The organism is Dolichospermum flos-aquae CCAP 1403/13F (assembly GCF_012516395.1).
Taxonomy (GTDB): domain Bacteria; phylum Cyanobacteriota; class Cyanobacteriia; order Cyanobacteriales; family Nostocaceae; genus Dolichospermum; species Dolichospermum lemmermannii.
Window position 1 is genome coordinate 865,431 of the sequence record NZ_CP051206.1, and the last position, 18,763, is coordinate 884,193.

Consider the following 18,763-nt stretch of genomic DNA (forward strand, 5'->3'; position numbering starts at 1 on the left):
TCAGTTTACATTGCGTTACATTAACGGCTGATAACTGATAACTCAAACATGACAAATGGCAAGTAACTAAATTATGATCGAATACCTGATTTTTCTCGCTATTTCTACCGCCACCTTCGCCCTGTTCGGACTAGGACTCAATCTCCAATGGGGTTTTACTGGTTTAATTAACTTTGGTCATATTGCTTTCATGACTTTGGGTGCGTATACGACGGTTTTATTAAGTCTCAAGGGGGTACCGTTACTGCTATCGGCGGGAATCGGAGCAGTTGTTGCCGCAATGCTTGGTTTAGTAATTGGCTTTGCAACTTTGCGGTTACGCGAAGATTATCTTTCAATTGTCACCATTGGTACAGGTGAATTAATTCGATTAATAGTCAATAACCAGAATTTGCCTGTAGGTAATACGTGGATATCGGGATCTTTCGGTGTGCAAAGTTATGTTATCCCTTTATCAACAACTCCCAATTTATTTTTCCGCTTGGTTATGATTATTGTTCTCTCTCTCTTAACAGGAATCACATTATTTTCTCTATGGCATTGGGTGCGAACTGCTCAAATTTCTGTAAATAATAATACAGTCAGAAATAGTAGTCTTAAACAAGAATTTACTTCTCGGTTAATAGTCGGAATTGCTTTAGGGTTATTAGCTGCTGCAATTTATATTTCTGGTGTTATTGGACTATATAATTATAATCCCAAAGCCGGGTTAATGTTGTTCATATTATTAATCTTAGCTTTTGTTTTTTGGCGGTTGGAAATTTTAGTGCGATCGCCCTGGGGAAGAGTGCTAAAATCTATTCGGGAAGATGAAGAAGTCCCCAAAGCATTAGGCAAAAATGTCTTTTCCTATAAACTCCAATCATTAATGTTAGGTGGGGCAATTGCGGGGATTGCTGGAGCATTTTTTGCCTGGCAACTAGGCGCAATTTACCCCGATAACTTCCAACCCCAACTTACCTTTGATGCCTGGATTATGGTAATTTTAGGTGGTTCTGGCAACAATCTGGGAACTATTTTAGGTGCAGTCATTTTCTTTACCTATGATGCCATCACTAGAGAATTTTTACCCAAAATTGTTCCCCTAGATGTAGAACGGATTGGTGCGTTTCGGATCATGTTTATTGGGTTACTTTTAATGGTATTGATGATTTGGAGACCTCAAGGGATTTTAGGGAAAAAGGAGGAACTGACTCTGGGTAAATAATTATAAAACCCGATTAAGAAAAAATTACGGGTTTTATTGTTAAAATAGTTGATACAAGCCGTTTATGGGAGAAATAGCCATGACAGTTGCAACTGCTAAAAAGATGACTTTGGAAGAATTTCTTAATTATGACGATGGGACAGATAATTTATATGAATTTGAGAACGGAGAATTAATTCCTATGCCTTCTGAAAGTGAGCTAAATTGTCGGATAGCGATGTTTTTAGTCGCCTATTTTCTGAAATTAGGTATTCCCTATTACCGGTTAAGAATGAAAACAGAAATTGCTGTGAATAGTCGGCAGGTGGGGGTGCGTGTTCCTGATTTGGTGGTGTTTTCTGAAGAATTAGCTCAGGTGATGCAGGGGGCTACACGCTCGCTGATTTTAATGGATATGCCGCTGCCTTTGTTGGTGGTTGAGGTAGTGAGTCCAAATCAGGAAAATCGTGATTATCGTTATAAGCGTTCTGAGTATGCGGCGCGGGGAATTACTGAGTATTGGATTGTTGATCCAATTGGGCAAAAAGTGACGGTTTTAGAATGGGTGGAGGGTTTTTATGAGGAGCAGGTTTATAGGGGAGATGATATGATTTGTTCGCCTCTATTTAGTGATGTAAAGTTAACTGTGGCTGAGGTTTTACAGGGATGAAATTTGATGAACTCCGACAATTTTTATTTGATAACAATCATTAAAAATCAACAAAAAACCTAAAAATGAAGTTGAGAAGAAAATTATAATGGTAAATAATATCGCATCACCCCAACTACCTCTTTTAGCTGCAACTGGACTTTCTAAAAATTTTGGCGGCATTAAAGCAGTTCAGGAAGCGAATATCGAAGTTATCAAAGGTAGCATTACTGGGTTAATTGGTCCCAATGGGGCTGGGAAAACTACTTTATTTAATTTACTCTCTAATTTTATTCGTCCCGATAAAGGTAGAGTGATTTTTGATGGTGAACCCATTCATCAATTACAACCATACCAAATTGCCCAACAGGGATTAGTGAGAACCTTTCAAGTTGCCCGGGTTTTATCGAAGTTATCAGTATTAGAAAATATGCTGTTGGGAGCGCAAAAACAAACCGGTGAGAACTTTTGGCAAGTGCAATTTCAACCCCACATTATTGCTAAGGAAGAAAAGCAATTAAAAGAACGGGCAATGTTTTTGTTAGAGTCAGTAGGTTTAGAAAAAAAAGCCGCTGATTATGCCGGTGGTTTATCTGGGGGACAGCGGAAACTTTTAGAAATCGGTCGGGCATTGATGACTAATCCTAAGTTAATATTGCTAGATGAACCTGCTGCTGGCGTAAATCCCAGATTAATTGATGACATATGCGATCGCATTTTAGCGTGGAATCGTCACGACGGCATGACATTTTTGATTATTGAACATAACATGGACGTAATTATGTCCTTATGTGATCGAGTTTGGGTATTAGCTGAAGGACAAAATTTAGCTGTTGGTAGCCCTACAGAAATCCAAAATAATACCAAAGTTTTAGAAGCATATTTAGGACAATGATATTATATTAGATATGCCCAAAAAAATTAGAGAACTGAAAAATTTATTACTGCAATTCGGCTTTACTTGTCGGACTGGAAAAGGTAGTCACACTAACTGGTATCATCCTTTATTATCTGGACGAGTTACTATATCAGGTAAAGACGGAAAAGATGCGAAAGAATACCAAGAGAAAGATGTTAGTAACGCCATCAAAAGAATAGAAGAAATAAAAAAAGCTCAAGAGGAAGCACAAAATGAATAATCATTACACAATCATTATTCAATGGTCAGAAGAAGATAAATGCTTTGTTGTAAGTCTTCCTGAATGGGGAGAATTTTGTCATACTCATGGAGACACTTATGAAGAGGCTTTAAAAAATGCCCAAGAAGTTTTAGAAATGCTGATTTCATCTTATTTAGAAGACGGACAACCAATACCCGAACCGCAAATTATCGGCATTAATTAGATCCCCGACTTCTTTAAGAAGTCGGGGATCTGAAAATCCACAATCAAAAATCCTATGAATCGTAACCTACAAGAAACTCATTTAAATCGCGCCCGTGCTAGTCTCAGACAAGCATTATCTTGGTATGGATATCTCCGTAAATCGGGACAAATGGCAGCAAATCCAGAATTAGCAAGTTTGCTAAAACCAGAAATAGAAACTTTAAATGCCACACTCAATAAATTAGATGCCAATGTCATCAGAATTGCGGCTTTTGGTTTAGTCAGTCGGGGAAAATCAGCAGTATTAAATTCTTTATTGGGAGAAAAAATTCTGCAAACCGGACCCCTAAATGGTGTCACTCAATCACCACGTTCTGTACCTTGGAAACCCGGAGATAAGGTATTAGTTGAATTAATTGATACTCCCGGTTTAGATGAAATTGAAGGTGATTCACGGGCGCAAATGGCAAGAGAAGTAGCGCGTCAAGCTGATTTAATCTTGTTTGTGGTTTCTGGGGATATTACGAGAACTGAATATCAAGGATTATTAGAATTACGTCAAGCACAAAAACCTTTAATTTTGGTATTTAATAAAATTGATTTATATCCCGATACAGATAAAAATGCAATTTATAAAAATCTGCAACAATTAGGGGCAGGAAATATCCAAAATCAGCCATTATTACCTGATGAAATTGTGATGATAGCGGCTGAACCTGCACCAATGGAAGTGAGAGTAGAATATGCAGATGGAAGCATCACCTCTGAATGGGAAACACCACCACCGCAAGTAGATGAATTAAAGCAAACAATCTTAAATATATTAAATCGAGAAGGACGATCTCTTTTAGCTTTAAATGCACTTATTCAAGCTAGAGAATCCGAAGAAAATATCGCCCAAAAAACCGTTCATATCCGCGAAAAAGAAGCAGAAGATATTATTTGGAGGTTTAGCCAATATAAAGCCCTAGCCATTGGTTTAAATCCTATTGCTTTCTTAGATATAATAGGTGGTTTAATTACCGATTTAGCCTTAATTCGGGCATTAGCTAAATTGTATGGTTTACCCATGACTGGCTATGAAGCCAGTGAATTATTAAAAACAATTTTATTTAGTTCTGGTGGTTTATTATTAAGTGAAATTGGCAGTAGTTTTATATTAGGCTTAGGTAAAAGTGCCGCAGCCATAGCTAGTGGTGATAATCCCTTTAATATTACTACTTTTTTCGGGAGTGCATTAGCCCAAGGTGGAATTGCCGGTTATGGTGCTTATACAGTCGGTAAAGCCGCCCAGTTATATCTAGAAAAAGGCTGTACTTGGGGACAATTGGGGGCTAATACTGTCATTCAGGAAATTTTGTCACAAGTTGATAAAAATACTATTTTGTATCGCTTACAGCAAGAATTAGGCGGTACTTTTGGTGAGTTTTGAGAGATTGAATCTAAGAGGGTGTTTGAAAAGTTTTGAATGTATAAATTGACCCCTCTCCAAACCTCTCCCCGACGCGGGGAGAGGCTTTGAAAACCCCATTCCCTGGTAGGTAAGGGGGGCAGGGGGGTTAGGTTTTTGGAGATTATGGGTTTCATCTGATACTTTTCAAACAACCTCTAAGTAACCATCACAAACTTTATGATTTGGGATTTTTACCTCTTTTCCATGCTTTTGATGCTGGAAGTGTAGGTTCACAAGGCTTTTGTAAAATTTCAATAATGGTAGCAATAACTTGATTTATTTTTTCATCCCTTAATTTTCCGATATTCCTAATAACATTACTTTTGTCAACTGTTGCAATGATGTTAGGACGAATATAACAGGGACTTAAATTAAGTTTACCAAACATAAAATCCTGGTCTTCTAACTTAATTTCATATTCTCTACCTGGTTTACTGGTAATAGGACAGAGAATAATATTATTACTATCTGATTCTGCTATAATCAAGGCAGGTCTTCTTTTAGTAGCAGATGCGTCAGAAAATGGAAAAGGTACAGAGATAACGTCACCTTTAGCAAATTTTTCCATAAGCATAAATTCTATAAATCCTTCCAAGCTTCGTCTTCTTCTGGTTCAAGCCAAACTTTATTGAGTGATGATTCACTTAACTCAAGAAAATCTTTTACTAAAATTTCCAAATCATCTACATTACTAACTTGCAAATTTTGAATCTTTTCAAGTGGTAGATTAGTTAGTTTAGCTACTAGAGATAAATCAATACCTTCTCGTAGCATATTGAGTGCAACTTGAGTTAAACCTTCTTGTAACCCTTGTTCCCAGGCTTCACGTAAAGATTGAGATTGAAGTGCTAATTCACGCATAATTATAAGTTACAGATACTCTGTTTAAATTATAACTAAAATATTTGGATTATTTAATAATTTAGCATTGCTAAAACTCCATTAGTGAATAATTAAGTCATGATTATATCATCATAGAATCAAAAAGTATATAAATTAACTAAAAATAATTATTTGAATTGTTACTCTGAAAAAGAGTTTACCAACTATGAGTAATTCTCTTCATTAGCAATCCTTAAAATTCCTAATTAACCTTTATCTCCCTCAAAAAAGGTAACATGATCATGGTATCCCTAAACGAAGTTATCAATGGTAAAAAACCCATTGAAGCAGCAATTCTTGAAGCCATTACAGAAGCGCGGACAACCTGTACAGAAAATGGCAATAATTCCGCTAATTGTGCAGTAGCTTGGGATATTGTCGAAGAATTGCAAGCAGAAAAAGCCCATCAAAAACAAGCAAAACACCGCAAAACAGCCTTAGAAACCTATTGCGAAATGTATCCAGATGCTTTGGAGTGTTTGATTTACGATCTTTGATTTAGATCAGCAGCAATTCTCATTTTAAAGAAATAAGATGAACTTCTCTTATTTAAAGATAGGACTCCTATTTAATTTTTGATAGCTTGCGTGGCGTAGCCATACAAAACTCGGTACACCTTCATATTCTCAAATCCTCTTGCCTTCCTACGCAGGAAAATATGGCTAACGCCACGCTATGCTATCAGGAATCAAACCGGAGTCCTATATTAATGATACTATTTTAGTTTGTTACCACAGTCATTTTCACCAACAAGGAGTAACGAGTGCAACTGCAAGTTCAGCTAATTCGTGGTGACGATAGCACTCTTGTAAATGCGTATTTAGCAACCCCGATGGATTTATTACTTAATGAAGAATGGTTGAGAAAAAGTATCCAAGCTGAGGAAAAAGTAGGGGGTAATATTGGTGCTGGTTTAGATTGGGGTTCTGGTTTTGATCAACTGTTACTTAATCCCGAATTGTTTTATCGCTTAAAAACTTTGCGGATTTCGTTGAATCGAGAAGTGCGTTTGTTGCTCAAAGATTGGAATTTAGGAACTGCCACTTCTATAGCATCTGCTACCGCAAGAGAGAAGTTGCTGGAAAGATTCAGGCTACCTACATCTACTGTTAAAGAACATATTCAAACTGTGTTGCAGAAGGATGAACTTTTTGGTGAGGAGTTTATTTCTAATCATCAGGTATTGCGCGAATTGCTTGGGGTAATGTTGACAGAAAACGATAAAGCATCTATCACAATAACAAAACAAACACACTTAGATCATAATATTTGAACTCAAAATTTTTATGTTAGAAAAACAAACAAGCTGGCGAAAATATGAAGAATATACAAGTAGTATTCTTAATGATGAAGTAGTTAAAAAATATTTAGAAAAACACCTGAGCTTAAAAGATTTTAAAATTCAACCTCAAGAAAAATTGCCTGGGAAATCTGGTACAAATTGGCAAGTAGACGCTTATGGTGATGACATCAATGAACAGCGTATTTTGGTTGAATGTAAACACTACAAAGGCAAAAGATACAAAAAAGATGCAGCATTAGAACAAAATATAATAGCTGCATTTGCTTATATAATTAAAGATGTGGGAGCAAGTAGAGGAATAGTTGTAACTACACAAGGATTACAAGAAGGGGCTAGTAAAGTAGCAAAATATGAAGGTATAGAATTATTGCAATTAGACTATAATTCAACAGACAAAAACTTTGTTATTCGTTTTCCTGAAAATAATCAGGCTGTTGCTGTATTTACTGAAGAATTTGGTACTATAAGTGCTGCTAAACTATATTCATCATATACTAAGCATCCTCTAGGATAAGCACTATAAAAGTTTATACTAAATGTCTATGTGTTGACGGTTCTTGATGCGGTCGAATAAAATACAATCGTATAGGGCTTCATAGTTTGTTTAACATTCATTGTGTAGCCCTTCTGTGAATTGCCATTGATCTATTTTAGCTAATGTTGAAGTATTTTTAGTTAGGTGCTATGGAAAATAAAAATTGGATAAGTTGGGGTACTGGTTTGCTAGTTTTTGTTATACTCAGAAATTGTAGTATTGCTAACGAACCACACTATAAAACAGTTATTACTGGGAGAGAACCAGTCCGCGAATCTATGCTAGGAATGGGATGTGAATGTTCCTACGATTATGATATAAATGGTAACCCTTTAGGTATTAATCCTATGCTGGAAATTCTTTCATAATCTATATCACCATTTTCTTTCAAACGGGGATTTTTTTCTGCAATAAACATTAATTCATATCCATTTAATCCATTTTCAGAATTTAAATTATTTTTTTGTAATACAATTTGTTTAATTACATAAATACTTCCTTCAATTGAAGAAACAAGAGACTTGATATGTAATCTATTGAAAGATTGAATTTCTTCTGAACTTATCAGTTCTTTATTGTTTTTCGTTAAGATTTTTGTATCTGTGTAAAAAGTCATGAGAACATCATAAAGTTCAAGTACCGTAGGAATAAAATCTTGGTCTTCCATAAATTTTAAATTTTGTTTGTTAGATAACGATTAATAATACTTGTATAGCATATATAGCACCCATCAATCAACGCATTTTCTACAATTTCCGCTCCGGTTTCATCTCTAAGATAAGCTAAAAAGGCAGAAGCATCTAACACAGATTTATTCAATTAAATACTCCTGTCTGCGTTCCTGGATAAGTTCATCTACTAAGTTTCTATCAGGTGATTTATCTTTTAATAAACCTCTTAATTTTTTAACTTGTTGTTTGAGGCTGACTAATTGGAGTTTTCCATTATCTTCAAGAGTTAAAATTAATCTATCTCCTGATTCTAAATTAAGTATTTCTTGGATTTCTTGGGGTAAAGTTAAACGTCCTTCTGGTTCAATATCAAGTGTATATTGTTGAGGAATTGATAAATTAGCAAGTGTCATAGTTGAATATTTCCTTGTTTTATAGCCATTTACATTTTAGCAAAACTCTCGTAGCTAAAACATCTTAGCTTTCGCTTTATTTTTGAACCCTATTTATCAATCTCCATTGCCAAATTTTCAAAATTAGTAATTGTTACTTCTACATCAGGGAATTTTGCCGTTATTTTCAATTCTCCTCCCATAGCTTCAATAACTTGTCGCAGATGACTAACATACATATCAGTACGATTCTCTAATCTAGAAATAGCAGGTTGTTTAATTTGCAACTTTTCAGCTAATTGAGCTTGAGATATTTTTAAAGCTTGGCGTAATTCAGCTAATGCCATTTCTTCTTTTAATTTAGCTGTTTGAGTAGCAATTTTGGCTTTTCTTTCTGCGGAGAAATCTTTAGTAAGATTGCTAAACTTTTTATGTCCTGTCATATTAAACCCTCCCGACTAATTTCTTGGAGATATTCTTCATAAAGACGATCTGCTATGGGAACATATTTTTCATAAAATCGCTTATCTCCTGTTTTATCTCCACCAATAAGTAAAATTGCCACTCGTCGCGGATCAAAAGCATAAAATACTCTGATTGGTTTACCACGACTTTGAATACGTAACTCTCTCAGGTGAGAGTTTTTTGCACCTTTGACATCGGATGAATAAGGAAAGGGTAATTGTGTTCCCTTTTCTTCAAGTAGTTGAACAACGCTGACAATATCATCTTGTTGCTCTTCTCTAAGAGTTTGCCACCAAATATCAAACTCATTCGTATATTCTATTTCCCAACTCACTTTCTATTATATTACGTTGATGTAATAAATCATAGCTTTAATTTGTCAATTTTCACAACTTTTTTTGCCTATACTGATACTCATCATTTTTTCCCAAACTCCTGCATGACTTGTTTAGTAATTTCTTGAATTGCTGCTAAAGTTGGAGGGATGATTTCGCTGTCCATTCCCAACCATAACAGATATTCAATATTTCCCGCAGGTCCTGTTATGGGTGACCAAGTTAAACCCTGATATTTCCATCCTAACTCTAACGCCCCTTTCATCACATTAAAAATTGCATCAGCTTGGTCATCAGAATCGCGGACAACGCCTTTTTTACCTATCCGAGACTTGCCAACCTCAAATTGTGGTTTTACCAGCAATACAGCCTCTCTAGGAGCTTGTGTTAATTGCCATACCGCCGGCAAAATTTTGGTTAAAGAAATAAACGAAACATCCACAACTATCAAATTAGGAAATATGGCATTTTCAGCATACAATTCCTCTGGTTGTAGTTGACGTAAATTCGTCCGTTCTTTTAAAATTACTCGTTGATCATTTCTGATTTTCCAATCAACTTGTCCATAACCAACATCTACACCATAAACTTGTTTTGCACCGGCTTGTAATAAACAATCAGTAAAGCCACCAGTAGAAATTCCCCCGTCTAAACAAATCCTGTCAGTTACAGAAATCTCAAAAAATTTTAAAGCCTTAGCCAGTTTTTCACCACCACGAGAAACAAAAGGAGGACGTTCTTTAACTTGAATTTCTGCGGTAATATCAACTTCAGTCCCGACTTTATCAACCATTTGTTGATTTACAGTCACTTCTCCAGCTTGAATTAGCCGTTGTGCTTGCTGACGGGAGGGACATAATCCCAAATCTACTAATAATGTATCTAATCGCTGTTTAACCAATTTCACTTTTTATAGCTGTTTATATTTGCTTTCCTATTCTAAATCCTAAATTATACGATTAATCTTAAATATTCAAAAAATATATCCCCGACTTTTCAAAGAAGTCGGGGATATTTGATTTTAATTTAATGTCATTAGTTAATATTGTGAATATGATGATCATTTATTTGTGAATTAACACCCTTATTCAGAAAACCCAAAGTAATTCGTTTCATAAACCAATACAAACCCCAAAGGATTATAAAAGTGAGAGTAATAATTATCAAGGGTTGTTTACCAAGAATTTCCTCTACACCTTTTGTGATTATGGCATCTGGTTGAGTAATAAAATCCCAACTGTTAAATCTCAAAAATCGTCCCCAATAAATACCCACAGCAGAAAGAGCATGAGTGATTAACTCAACAGGAAAAATCCATTGACTTTTACCCGTTCGATGTAAATAGTAACCCAAATTTATTAAAGATATAACATAAGCTTCAAATCCGCCAAAAATGACAACAAAATACACAGGTATCAACACTAATGTAATCATCCATATTGACTGAACTCGCCGGATATCATCTATCAAATGAATGACATCAGTTAATAAATAAGGCGCATTTGGTAAAAAAGCATAGAAACTCAAAAATCCTAGCCACCAAACCCATGAACCACTGCGCTGACGGCGAAATAGCCAAACACTCAAAGCTAAAGGAATAAAAGCCAAAAATAAATTCCAAGTCATCCACCGCAGATTAACTTGTAAAACATGGAAAACCGTTGTTATTAATTCAATCACTTCTGCTTTCATGGAATTGCAATAGCTAGAATAAATTTGTTTTTTTGGTTACACAAAATTTGCAGTTGTAGATTTGTTAAAAATCTCAAGACATTGTTTGTGAAACTCTATTTTAGATCACTGCTGCATGAAATGGTTATTTATCAACATTTCTATCATGGAGCAGTTGATATTCACAAGGTTTTTGCCGATGTTCGGTGAATTTAGAAATTAATACTTTCGGAAAAATTCAACCCCTATATATATGGGCGCACAGATTTCCACTATACTCTTATAATAGAGGAAAGTCCGGCATTTGTCAACTATCTCACCCATAAATTTCTGATAGCGTCGTCTGACATAAACCAGATTAAGATTGAATTAACGGCAAGAATTAATATAGCAGTATGCACTTGAATCAGATCCTAATTTTAATCCCAGAGCGTTATATTCAAAGGGTTTTACTGAAAGCTGCTAGAGAATTTATAAATTTGTTCCCCCGTCCTGAAAAAGATTACATTTAGTGAAGTTACAAAGAAATTACAGATATGTCCATTGAACTGCAAGCAGAATTAGGTCAAGCGGTGGAACAGCGTCGCAACTTTGCGATTATTTCTCACCCTGATGCTGGTAAAACCACACTGACAGAAAAACTATTATTATACGGGGGTGCTATTCACGAAGCTGGAGCAGTAAAAGCCCGCAGAGACCAGCGCAAAGTCACTTCTGACTGGATGGCAATGGAACAACAACGGGGAATTTCCGTAACTTCTACGGTATTACAATTTGCCTATCGTAACTGTCAAATTAATTTACTCGACACTCCTGGACACCAAGATTTTAGTGAGGACACCTATCGGACTTTGGCAGCAGCCGATAATGCGGTGATGCTAATAGACGCGGCTAAAGGTTTAGAACCCCAAACTCGGAAACTCTTTGAAGTGTGTAAAATGCGGGGTATCCCAATTTTTACCTTTGTGAATAAACTCGACCGTCCGGGCAGAGAACCCATAGATTTGTTAGATGAAATTGAGAAAGAATTGGGATTACAGACTTATGCAGTGAATTGGCCTATTGGGATGGGCGATCGCTTTAAAGGCGTATTTGACCGCCAACAGCAGCAAATTCATTTATTTGAGCGCAGTTCTCATGGTAGTAAAGAAGCAAAGGAAACTATCCTCAATATAGGCGATCAGCGACTTGAAGAATTACTAGAAAAAGAACTATACCACCAACTTAAAGACGAGTTAGAACTCTTAGAAGGAGTTTGTCCAGAACTAGATTTAGACTTAGTACACGCCGGCAAAATGACCCCAGTATTTTTTGGTAGCGCCATGACTAACTTTGGGGTGGAATTATTCCTCAAGAACTTCCTTGACTTTGCCCTCAAACCAGGTACACATAGCAGCACTGTCGGCGATATTCCTCCTACCTATCCAGAATTTACCGGATTTATTTTCAAACTGCAAGCCAACATGGACCCAAAACATCGAGATAGGGTGGCTTTCGTCCGGGTTTGCACAGGCAAGTTTGAAAAAGATATGACAGTAAATCACGCTCGAACTGGCAAAGTTGTCCGTCTATCACGTCCGCAAAAACTATTTGCCCAAGAAAGAGAATCTATTGATGTCGCTTATCCAGGGGACGTGATTGGTTTAAATAATCCAGGTGTTTTCGCAATTGGTGATACAATTTACACAGGACAAAAATTAGAATATGAGGGAATTCCTTATTTCTCACCTGAACTTTTTGCCACGTTGAGAAACCCCAACCCATCGAAATTTAAGCAGTTTCAAAAAGGCGTTTCCGAATTGCGAGAAGAAGGTGCTGTCCAAATTATGTACTCCACCGATGAAGCCAAGCGGGAGCCAATTTTAGCAGCGGTTGGTCAATTGCAGTTTGAAGTAGTCCAGTTCCGCTTAGAAAATGAGTATGGTGTGGAAACTATTCTCGATTTATTACCTTATAGTGTCGCCCGTTGGGTTGAAGGTGGTTGGGAAGCTTTAAAGCAGGTGGGACGTTTATTCAATACCACTACTGTTAAAGATAGCATGGGACGACCAGTATTGTTATTCCGCAATGAATGGAATTGTCAACAGTTGGAGGGTGATCATCCAGAGTTGAAATTAAGTGCCATCGCTCCCGTCTTTTCCCATCAACAATCAGCAGAAAGTTAGAGGCAGTTGTCAGTTGTCCGTTGTCAGTAGGGGCGAAGCATTTGGAAGATAAATTATCGGTCATTGCCAAAAATAGTTCTCCAAATGCTTCGCCCGTACAGTGGTCAGTGGTCAGTGGTCAGGAGGAAGAAAGAAGTTACCCAATGACCAATGACCAATGACCAATGATCAGGGTATCTCAATAAGCGTGCTATTTGTCACTTAGAACAGATTGGAGTACCAAAGTTTGTATGCCTTCCCACGCTGAATCATGTTTAGAGGCTGGTTTAGCTGCTCTCAAGCAGGGGAATTACTACACAGCGATCGCTAACCTTCAACCACTAGCCAAAGATCAAAGTCAAGAAAGGATTTGTTTACAGGCGCAAGTTGGGTTAGTGATGTCCTATGCCCGCACGGGTGAAGTCTCTAAGGCGATCGCTCTGTGTCAAAATCTGATTGCTAATAGTAATCCCCAAGTTCAAGAGTGGGCAACACTTGCTCTTGAACACCTGCATAAACGCAAAAACCAGAAGAAAAAATCCCATAAAACCAATACTGGACTTGTTTCTAGTTTAAATCCTGCCCAACCACAGCTACAAACAGCTTATACTGGTAATGATGGTAACAATACTATCAAACCGGTTAGCGTTTATTGGCGCAATGCTAGACGCGCTAAAGTGTGGCAACCCCTAGGCAAGCCTAACATCATTCCCTCTCGACTACTTGCTCTGGGAACATTCATGGCATTGTTTTGGACTTGTCGAGAAGTGCTTAAATTAGTATTGGGTTTAATCAATCAAATTCTCTATCAACTGCCCTACTTAGAACCCATCCAGATTTTATATAGCGATCCTAGTTCCTTGATGCTAGGATTGTTGATCATCTTCATGGCATCGTCTCCTTGGTTGCTCGACTGGGTACTAACAAGATTTTCCGGTCAAGAAGAGTTAACCAAAGAGAAATTAAACTCCTACAGCCGGGAAACACCCAGAGTATTACAACGCGCTTGCCAACAGCGGCACTGGTCAACCCCTCAACTGAGAATCTTACCAATTTCCGCCCCGATGATTATCAGTTATGGCAACCTCCCCCGCACAGCGAGAATAACTGTTAGTCAAGGTTTATTAGAACAACTGGCAGATGACGAAATAGCTGCCATCTATGCTTTATCTTTAGGACAAATTGGGCGTTGGGATTTTGCGGTCATGTCCCTAGTTTTACTCGTGGCCATGCCATTTTATGGAATATATCAGCAAGTGTCAGTTTGGGGAAATCAACATGACAGTAAAATTTGGCGTTGGCCAGGTACAGTTTTAGCAGCCATCAACTATGCAATTTGGTGTCTGTTCACGGGTACAGCCTTACTTAATTGCCAATTGCGGCTTTACCATAGCGATCGCCTGGCCGCAGAAATCACCGGTAATCCTAATGGACTAATTCGCGCTTTACTGAAAATATCCATTGGTGTAGCCCATGATATCAGCCTCAAAGAACAAACCTGTTGGCAGTTAGAAAGCCTGAATCTCCTCTCGCCAGTTGCATACCAACACAGCATAATTTTAGGTAGCACCGCCGGTCATCTACCTTTTGAATCATTTTTAAAGTGGGAAAATTTTCATCCCTATCGGCAATGGTTTACAATTAATAGTTGTCATCCAACAATAGGCGATCGCATCGATCGCCTTTGTCAAATAGCCCGTCATTGGCATTTAGACACCGAATTATATCAAACAAAGCCATCACAACCCATTCTCATCAAGCCCCAATCCTTCTATTTACAAATTGCCCCTTGGTTGGGAATCCCCCTCGGTGTTGTATTTGCCTGTCTAACTTGGTTAATTTGGCAAACAGCATACACCTTACACTTGTTAAACCTCAAGTGGATCTATGATAATTGGTCTTTTGTCGGAGGTTGTATGTTGATTGGCTTTAGCATTGGCACAGTTATGCGGATAAATGCTTTATTTCCCGATATTACACCTGTCAATGTTCAAAAAGATGAAAACTTTACCAACCTCTTAGCAAATCCCGCTATTTTACCAATTGATAGCATTAGAGTTCGGTTTACTGGTAAGCTATTAGGCCGCCCTGGTATTGGCAATTGTTTAGCACAAGACCTAATCCTGCAATCTAGCCAAGGTTTAATGAAATTACATCATATTCCCTGGTTAGGAAAGTCATTCAATCCTCAAGACTTGATTGGCAGACAAATCACTGTTACAGGTTGGTTACGACGGGGGACAACTCCTTGGATTGATATCCAAACTTTAGAAACTAAAGGTGGCAAAAAAATTAATAGCCCTCATTCTATCTGCTCCACTGTCATCGCAGTTGTTGCCCAAGCCTGGGGTGCTTATATTATGCTCACAGGTTCTTAGATATTAGTCAGTTGTCAGTAGGGGCGAAGCATTTGGAAGATAAATTATCGGTCATTGCCAAAAATAGTTCTCCAAATGCTTCGCCCGTACAGTTGTTAGCATTTGGAAGATAAATTATCGGTCATTGCCAAAAATAGTTCTCCAAATGCTTCGCCCGTACAGTTGTTAGCATTTGGAAGATAAATTATCGGTCATTGCCAAAAATAGTTCTCCAGATGCTTCGCCCGTACAGTTGTCAGTGGGAAGAAATATTCCCCCTGCTCCCTGCCTGTTTTGCCTCTTGCTTTAAAAATGTGTTTTATGTTACGATAAGCTCATGCTATTGGCTATTGGCGGAAAAGTTTCTGCGGAACTAGCTACGTAGGAAATACCATGATAATGTTAAGGAATGGTATTTTGTTCTGCGGGCAAGAATTAAGAAGAATGAATTTACTGTGGTGGATAGTTGGCTATTAAATTAACAATTCCGAAAATTAAAGTGATATTAGCCCACGAGTGCATAAGTGCTTTCGTGGCAAATAAGCTTGATCCCAATAAAAAACTGTATTCTATAAGTTGATAGCATGACTTACGCCACGCTACACTATCGGATTACAGAAATTGGTTTGTGGCAGTTTTTAGTCCATAGTATCTATTCAAAAACCAAAGCCAATTGATTGTTTTTGTCTTGCCCTGTTTAATCCCAATTTGGAGGTATGTTCCATGTCCATTCGCCTATATATAGGAAATTTGCCCAAGGAAGAAATTGATCGTCAAGATTTGCAAGCTGTATTTGCAGAAGAAGGCGATGCTGTCACCACTAAACTAATTAAAGACCGTAAAACAGGCAAATGCCGTGGTTTTGGGTTTTTAACGGTGAACAATGACGAACAAGCCGATCAAATTATTGAAAAATATAATGGTCAAATGTTCAAAGATACACCCATTAAGCTAGAAAAAGCTTTACCACGGACTAAAGGTGAGGAAGGGGACGAACAACCACAACAACAGGTCCCTAAACCAGTCATCCAAGGTAGTAGTTCCCCCGTTCCTAGCAGCAACAAAGAAGGCAACCGTCGGGAGAGAACTAAAAAACCTCGCCGTGGTGGTGGTGGTGGTGCGCGTGAGACTGTTGGTAACGTTGATAACGAAGCTTTTCGTCCAGATCCCCGTTGGGCAGCGGATTTAGAAAAGCTCAGACAGATGTTGGAAGCACAAACTACCAACTAGATTGTCTATTCAATCAATGTGCTTTGAGAGTAATTCTTGAAGCTGCTTCGATATCAGTTTCAGCGGTTAGAAATTTCTTTCAAATCCAATCAACAAGCAGTGCAGGTAGCCACATCAGGTTATCTGCACTATTTGTTTTGGCAATTTTTGAGGTTTGACGGTGCAATTACACAAAATTTGTGATTTTTTAGGAAAACTGTATCTAAATTAACAAAAATTCTGACAATGTAGGAATAGTATAAGCCAATACACTTGTCTTGATTAAATCAGTGCTTTTGAAAATGATGGTAATTAAGGTAATATTTTCGGCAATTTAATTTTGATGTATTTACTTTCATGGAAATAATTTTGATTGCTTGAACCTTGTAAATAATGAATTGTAAATATCTAACTTAGGATGTGGCTTTGCTACTTCAGATAGGTTTTATCATGAATTAACTCATATATCATGATAGATAATATTCGTTTGTCGCTATAAAAAGATAGAGAAAAATATCTATCGAAGGTATTAAACATAAATATAGAAAGTGGGGAAAATTAACCAATATTTTGGTAATAGTTAAAATATAATAAATATTAATTATGCAAAGTTCCCCAGAAAAACACAGATTTAAGTTTAATAAGCGCAAGTTGAAAATTCACTCCCATATTGTTAAAATCAGGAACACAACAAATTTATGAAAGCTACCACTAAAAAACACATTGCTTTAATTTCAGTTCATGGCGATCCAGCAATTGAAATAGGCAGAGAAGAGGCAGGAGGACAAAATGTTTATGTCCGCCAAGTGGGTGAAGCCCTGGCACAGCTAGGATGGCAAGTAGATATGTTTAGTCGGAGAGTCAGTGCTGATCAAGAAAGGATAGTGCAACATCACCCTAATTGTCGGACTATTCGTTTAACCGCAGGTCCGGTGGAATTTGTGCCAAGAGATCAGGGTTTTCAATATTTGCCAGATTTCGTCTTTCAGTTACTAGAATTTCAAAAAGAAGCTGGGATTAATTATGATTTAGTGCATACTAATTATTGGTTATCTAGCTGGGTAGGGATGGAACTCAAGAAAAGACAAGGAACTAAACAGGTTCATACCTACCATTCTTTAGGGGTGATTAAATATAACACCATAGAAAATATTCCTTTGGTGGCTAGTCAACGTTTAATAGTAGAGAAACAAGTATTGGAAACAGCGGAAAGAATTGTGGCCACCAGTCCCCAAGAACTGGAACATATGCGATCGCTTGTTTCCCAAAAAGGCAAAATTGATATTATTCCCTGTGGGACAGATATTCAGCAGTTTGGTTCAGTGGAAAGACAAGCTGCCAGGGCTACTTTAGGAATTGATCCAGAAGCTAAAGTGGTGTTATATGTAGGTAGATTTGACCCCCGAAAAGGCATAGAAACTTTAGTCAGGGCAATGCGAGAATCTAAGTTTTATGAATCAAAACAATTGCAGTTGATTATTGGTGGTGGTTGCACACCGGGAAATAGTGATGAAAAAGAACGCGATCGCCTTACCGGAATTGTCAACGAATTAGGGATGAATGAATGTACCTCTTTTCCCGGTTGTTTGAGTCGGGAGATATTGCCAGCTTATTACGCCGCTGCGGATATTTGTGTTGTTCCTAGCCACTATGAACCCTTTGGATTGGTAGCTATCGAGGCTATGGCCTGCGGTACACCTGTAGTCGCTAGTGATGTCGGTGGATTACAATTTACCGTTGTCAATGAAGAAACTGGTTTATTAGTACCGCCACAAAATGTCCCAGCTTTTAACCACGCTATTGATCGGATTCTGGGTAATCCTGTATGGCAGCAAGAATTAGGAAAAGCTGCTAAAAAGCGTGTTATTAATAAATTTAGCTGGCATGGTGTAGCGAGTCAGTTAGATGAACTATATACCCAACTGTTGCAACAATCTGTTAAAGAACCCGCATTAGCAATTAAATAGGGAACAGGGGAAGTTGGGGAAGTTGGGGAAGTTGGGGAAGTTGGGGAAGTTGGGGAAGTTGGGGGGGAGAAAGAATTTTCCCAATGACAACTGACAACTGCCAACTGTACGGGCGAAGCATTTGGAGAACTATTTTTGGCAATGACCGATAATTTATCTTCCAAATGCTTCGCCCCTACTAACAACTAACAACTGACAATTCGTACATAGTTGTAAGAT

At 37.6% G+C, this 18,763-nt stretch carries 24 protein-coding genes; 15 read left to right on the plus strand and 9 right to left on the minus strand.

Annotated elements, in window-relative coordinates:
- The first annotated feature begins 73 nt into the window (after positions 1-73).
- The 6 genes from HGD76_RS04450 to HGD76_RS04475 all read left to right on the plus strand — a co-directional run bounded on the left by HGD76_RS04450 (position 74) and on the right by HGD76_RS04475 (position 4,592).
- Positions 74-1,207: a branched-chain amino acid ABC transporter permease gene (locus HGD76_RS04450; protein WP_168695079.1), complete on the plus strand. Its 1,134-nt coding sequence runs from the start codon at positions 74-76 to the stop codon at positions 1,205-1,207.
- A 79-nt stretch (positions 1,208-1,286) separates the two neighbouring features.
- Positions 1,287-1,856, plus strand: a complete 570-nt coding sequence (locus tag HGD76_RS04455) for a Uma2 family endonuclease (protein WP_168695080.1) — start codon at positions 1,287-1,289, stop codon at positions 1,854-1,856.
- Between the two features lie 88 nt (positions 1,857-1,944).
- On the plus strand, positions 1,945-2,730 hold the full coding sequence (locus HGD76_RS04460) for an ABC transporter ATP-binding protein (RefSeq protein ID WP_168695081.1): 786 nt from the start codon (positions 1,945-1,947) through the stop codon (positions 2,728-2,730).
- A 13-nt stretch (positions 2,731-2,743) separates the two neighbouring features.
- On the plus strand, positions 2,744-2,974 hold the full coding sequence (locus HGD76_RS04465; protein WP_168695082.1) for a type II toxin-antitoxin system HicA family toxin: 231 nt from the start codon (positions 2,744-2,746) through the stop codon (positions 2,972-2,974).
- Positions 2,967-3,179, plus strand: a complete 213-nt coding sequence (locus HGD76_RS04470) for a type II toxin-antitoxin system HicB family antitoxin (RefSeq protein WP_168695083.1) — start codon at positions 2,967-2,969, stop codon at positions 3,177-3,179. The genes HGD76_RS04465 and HGD76_RS04470 overlap by 8 nt, the downstream gene beginning before the upstream one ends.
- Before the next feature lie 54 nt (positions 3,180-3,233).
- On the plus strand, positions 3,234-4,592 hold the full coding sequence (locus tag HGD76_RS04475) for a GTP-binding protein (protein ID WP_168695084.1): 1,359 nt from the start codon (positions 3,234-3,236) through the stop codon (positions 4,590-4,592).
- Between the two features lie 196 nt (positions 4,593-4,788).
- Here HGD76_RS04475 and HGD76_RS04480 read toward each other — a convergent pair whose 3' ends face one another.
- Both HGD76_RS04480 and HGD76_RS04485 read right to left on the minus strand, forming a co-directional pair.
- Positions 4,789-5,208: a type II toxin-antitoxin system PemK/MazF family toxin gene (locus HGD76_RS04480; RefSeq protein ID WP_053540960.1), complete on the minus strand. Its 420-nt coding sequence runs from the start codon at positions 5,206-5,208 to the stop codon at positions 4,789-4,791.
- Positions 5,193-5,474 carry a hypothetical protein gene (locus HGD76_RS04485; protein ID WP_168695085.1) on the minus strand — a complete coding sequence of 94 codons (282 nt, stop codon included), beginning with the start codon at positions 5,472-5,474 and terminating at the stop codon, positions 5,193-5,195. The genes HGD76_RS04480 and HGD76_RS04485 overlap by 16 nt, the downstream gene beginning before the upstream one ends.
- 257 nt (positions 5,475-5,731) lie before the next feature.
- Here HGD76_RS04485 and HGD76_RS04490 point away from each other — a divergent pair, with 257 nt between their 5' ends.
- The 3 genes from HGD76_RS04490 (at position 5,732) to HGD76_RS04500 (ending at position 7,312) form a co-directional block, all read left to right on the plus strand.
- Positions 5,732-5,992 carry a Calvin cycle protein CP12 gene (locus HGD76_RS04490; RefSeq protein WP_168465661.1) on the plus strand — a complete coding sequence of 87 codons (261 nt, stop codon included), beginning with the start codon at positions 5,732-5,734 and terminating at the stop codon, positions 5,990-5,992.
- A gap of 335 nt (positions 5,993-6,327) precedes the next feature.
- Positions 6,328-6,768, plus strand: coding sequence for a hypothetical protein (locus HGD76_RS04495; protein WP_168697364.1), 441 nt, complete (start codon positions 6,328-6,330; stop codon positions 6,766-6,768).
- A 13-nt stretch (positions 6,769-6,781) separates the two neighbouring features.
- The gene (locus HGD76_RS04500; RefSeq protein ID WP_168695086.1) at positions 6,782-7,312 is read left to right on the plus strand and encodes a restriction endonuclease; all 531 of its coding nucleotides are present in this window, start codon (positions 6,782-6,784) and stop codon (positions 7,310-7,312) included.
- Positions 7,313-7,643: 331 nt separating this feature from the next.
- Here the strand turns inward: HGD76_RS04500 and HGD76_RS04505 are convergent, their stop codons facing one another.
- The 6 genes from HGD76_RS04505 to HGD76_RS04530 all read right to left on the minus strand — a co-directional run bounded on the left by HGD76_RS04505 (position 7,644) and on the right by HGD76_RS04530 (position 10,888).
- The gene (locus tag HGD76_RS04505; protein ID WP_168695087.1) at positions 7,644-8,000 is read right to left on the minus strand and encodes a hypothetical protein; all 357 of its coding nucleotides are present in this window, start codon (positions 7,998-8,000) and stop codon (positions 7,644-7,646) included.
- Positions 8,001-8,144: 144 nt separating this feature from the next.
- Positions 8,145-8,417 carry an AbrB/MazE/SpoVT family DNA-binding domain-containing protein gene (locus tag HGD76_RS04510; RefSeq protein ID WP_168695088.1) on the minus strand — a complete coding sequence of 91 codons (273 nt, stop codon included), beginning with the start codon at positions 8,415-8,417 and terminating at the stop codon, positions 8,145-8,147.
- A gap of 89 nt (positions 8,418-8,506) precedes the next feature.
- Positions 8,507-8,839 carry a type II toxin-antitoxin system RelB family anti-toxin gene (locus HGD76_RS04515; RefSeq protein ID WP_168695089.1) on the minus strand — a complete coding sequence of 111 codons (333 nt, stop codon included), beginning with the start codon at positions 8,837-8,839 and terminating at the stop codon, positions 8,507-8,509.
- Positions 8,836-9,195, minus strand: a complete 360-nt coding sequence (locus HGD76_RS04520; protein ID WP_168695090.1) for a type II toxin-antitoxin system RelE/ParE family toxin — start codon at positions 9,193-9,195, stop codon at positions 8,836-8,838. Before HGD76_RS04520 ends, HGD76_RS04515 begins: the two co-directional genes overlap by 4 nt.
- Positions 9,196-9,278: 83 nt before the next feature.
- On the minus strand, positions 9,279-10,097 hold the full coding sequence (locus tag HGD76_RS04525; RefSeq protein WP_168697365.1) for a TlyA family RNA methyltransferase: 819 nt from the start codon (positions 10,095-10,097) through the stop codon (positions 9,279-9,281).
- 134 nt (positions 10,098-10,231) lie between these two features.
- Positions 10,232-10,888, minus strand: coding sequence for a DUF1361 domain-containing protein (locus HGD76_RS04530; protein ID WP_148763381.1), 657 nt, complete (start codon positions 10,886-10,888; stop codon positions 10,232-10,234).
- Between the two features lie 515 nt (positions 10,889-11,403).
- Here HGD76_RS04530 and HGD76_RS04535 point away from each other — a divergent pair.
- The 6 genes from HGD76_RS04535 (at position 11,404) to HGD76_RS04560 (ending at position 18,544) form a co-directional block, all read left to right on the plus strand.
- Positions 11,404-13,032, plus strand: a complete 1,629-nt coding sequence (locus tag HGD76_RS04535; protein ID WP_168653071.1) for a peptide chain release factor 3 — start codon at positions 11,404-11,406, stop codon at positions 13,030-13,032.
- Between the two features lie 20 nt (positions 13,033-13,052).
- The gene (locus tag HGD76_RS04540; RefSeq protein ID WP_168695091.1) at positions 13,053-13,193 is read left to right on the plus strand and encodes a hypothetical protein; all 141 of its coding nucleotides are present in this window, start codon (positions 13,053-13,055) and stop codon (positions 13,191-13,193) included.
- Between the two features lie 69 nt (positions 13,194-13,262).
- Positions 13,263-15,389 carry a zinc metalloprotease HtpX gene (locus tag HGD76_RS04545; RefSeq protein WP_168697366.1) on the plus strand — a complete coding sequence of 709 codons (2,127 nt, stop codon included), beginning with the start codon at positions 13,263-13,265 and terminating at the stop codon, positions 15,387-15,389.
- A 702-nt stretch (positions 15,390-16,091) separates the two neighbouring features.
- Complete coding sequence (locus HGD76_RS04550; RefSeq protein ID WP_168695092.1) at positions 16,092-16,598, plus strand: RNA recognition motif domain-containing protein; 507 nt, start codon at positions 16,092-16,094, stop codon at positions 16,596-16,598.
- A gap of 36 nt (positions 16,599-16,634) precedes the next feature.
- Positions 16,635-16,781, plus strand: a complete 147-nt coding sequence (locus HGD76_RS04555) for a hypothetical protein (protein ID WP_168695093.1) — start codon at positions 16,635-16,637, stop codon at positions 16,779-16,781.
- A gap of 494 nt (positions 16,782-17,275) precedes the next feature.
- Complete coding sequence (locus HGD76_RS04560) at positions 17,276-18,544, plus strand: glycosyltransferase family 4 protein (RefSeq protein WP_168695094.1); 1,269 nt, start codon at positions 17,276-17,278, stop codon at positions 18,542-18,544.
- Here HGD76_RS04560 and HGD76_RS04565 read toward each other — a convergent pair.
- Positions 18,475-18,729 (minus strand): hypothetical protein, encoded by a 255-nt coding sequence (locus HGD76_RS04565; RefSeq protein ID WP_168695095.1) that lies wholly within the window; start codon positions 18,727-18,729, stop codon positions 18,475-18,477. The two genes, HGD76_RS04560 and HGD76_RS04565, sit on opposite strands and share 70 nt — an antisense overlap.
- Positions 18,730-18,763: the final 34 nt, after the last annotated feature.

Excerpts from the sequence above, each read along its gene's own strand:
- HGD76_RS04465 (WP_168695082.1), top strand. The coding sequence starts at position 2,744 with ATGCCCAAAAAAATTAGAGAACTGAAAAATTTATTACTGCAATTCGGC.
- HGD76_RS04455 (WP_168695080.1), top strand. The coding sequence starts at position 1,287 with ATGACAGTTGCAACTGCTAAAAAGATGACTTTGGAAGAATTTCTTAAT.
- HGD76_RS04450 (WP_168695079.1), top strand. The coding sequence starts at position 74 with ATGATCGAATACCTGATTTTTCTCGCTATTTCTACCGCCACCTTCGCC.
- HGD76_RS04510 (WP_168695088.1), bottom strand. The coding sequence starts at position 8,417 with ATGACACTTGCTAATTTATCAATTCCTCAACAATATACACTTGATATT.
- HGD76_RS04500 (WP_168695086.1), top strand. The coding sequence starts at position 6,782 with ATGTTAGAAAAACAAACAAGCTGGCGAAAATATGAAGAATATACAAGT.
- HGD76_RS04515 (WP_168695089.1), bottom strand. The coding sequence starts at position 8,839 with ATGACAGGACATAAAAAGTTTAGCAATCTTACTAAAGATTTCTCCGCA.
- HGD76_RS04470 (WP_168695083.1), top strand. The coding sequence starts at position 2,967 with ATGAATAATCATTACACAATCATTATTCAATGGTCAGAAGAAGATAAA.
- HGD76_RS04560 (WP_168695094.1), top strand. The coding sequence starts at position 17,276 with ATGAAAGCTACCACTAAAAAACACATTGCTTTAATTTCAGTTCATGGC.
- HGD76_RS04530 (WP_148763381.1), bottom strand. The coding sequence starts at position 10,888 with ATGAAAGCAGAAGTGATTGAATTAATAACAACGGTTTTCCATGTTTTA.
- HGD76_RS04505 (WP_168695087.1), bottom strand. The coding sequence starts at position 8,000 with ATGGAAGACCAAGATTTTATTCCTACGGTACTTGAACTTTATGATGTT.
- HGD76_RS04550 (WP_168695092.1), top strand. The coding sequence starts at position 16,092 with ATGTCCATTCGCCTATATATAGGAAATTTGCCCAAGGAAGAAATTGAT.
- HGD76_RS04475 (WP_168695084.1), top strand. The coding sequence starts at position 3,234 with ATGAATCGTAACCTACAAGAAACTCATTTAAATCGCGCCCGTGCTAGT.
- HGD76_RS04545 (WP_168697366.1), top strand. The coding sequence starts at position 13,263 with ATGCCTTCCCACGCTGAATCATGTTTAGAGGCTGGTTTAGCTGCTCTC.
- HGD76_RS04490 (WP_168465661.1), top strand. The coding sequence starts at position 5,732 with ATGATCATGGTATCCCTAAACGAAGTTATCAATGGTAAAAAACCCATT.
- HGD76_RS04535 (WP_168653071.1), top strand. The coding sequence starts at position 11,404 with ATGTCCATTGAACTGCAAGCAGAATTAGGTCAAGCGGTGGAACAGCGT.
- HGD76_RS04485 (WP_168695085.1), bottom strand. The coding sequence starts at position 5,474 with ATGCGTGAATTAGCACTTCAATCTCAATCTTTACGTGAAGCCTGGGAA.
- HGD76_RS04460 (WP_168695081.1), top strand. The coding sequence starts at position 1,945 with ATGGTAAATAATATCGCATCACCCCAACTACCTCTTTTAGCTGCAACT.
- HGD76_RS04495 (WP_168697364.1), top strand. The coding sequence starts at position 6,328 with ATGGATTTATTACTTAATGAAGAATGGTTGAGAAAAAGTATCCAAGCT.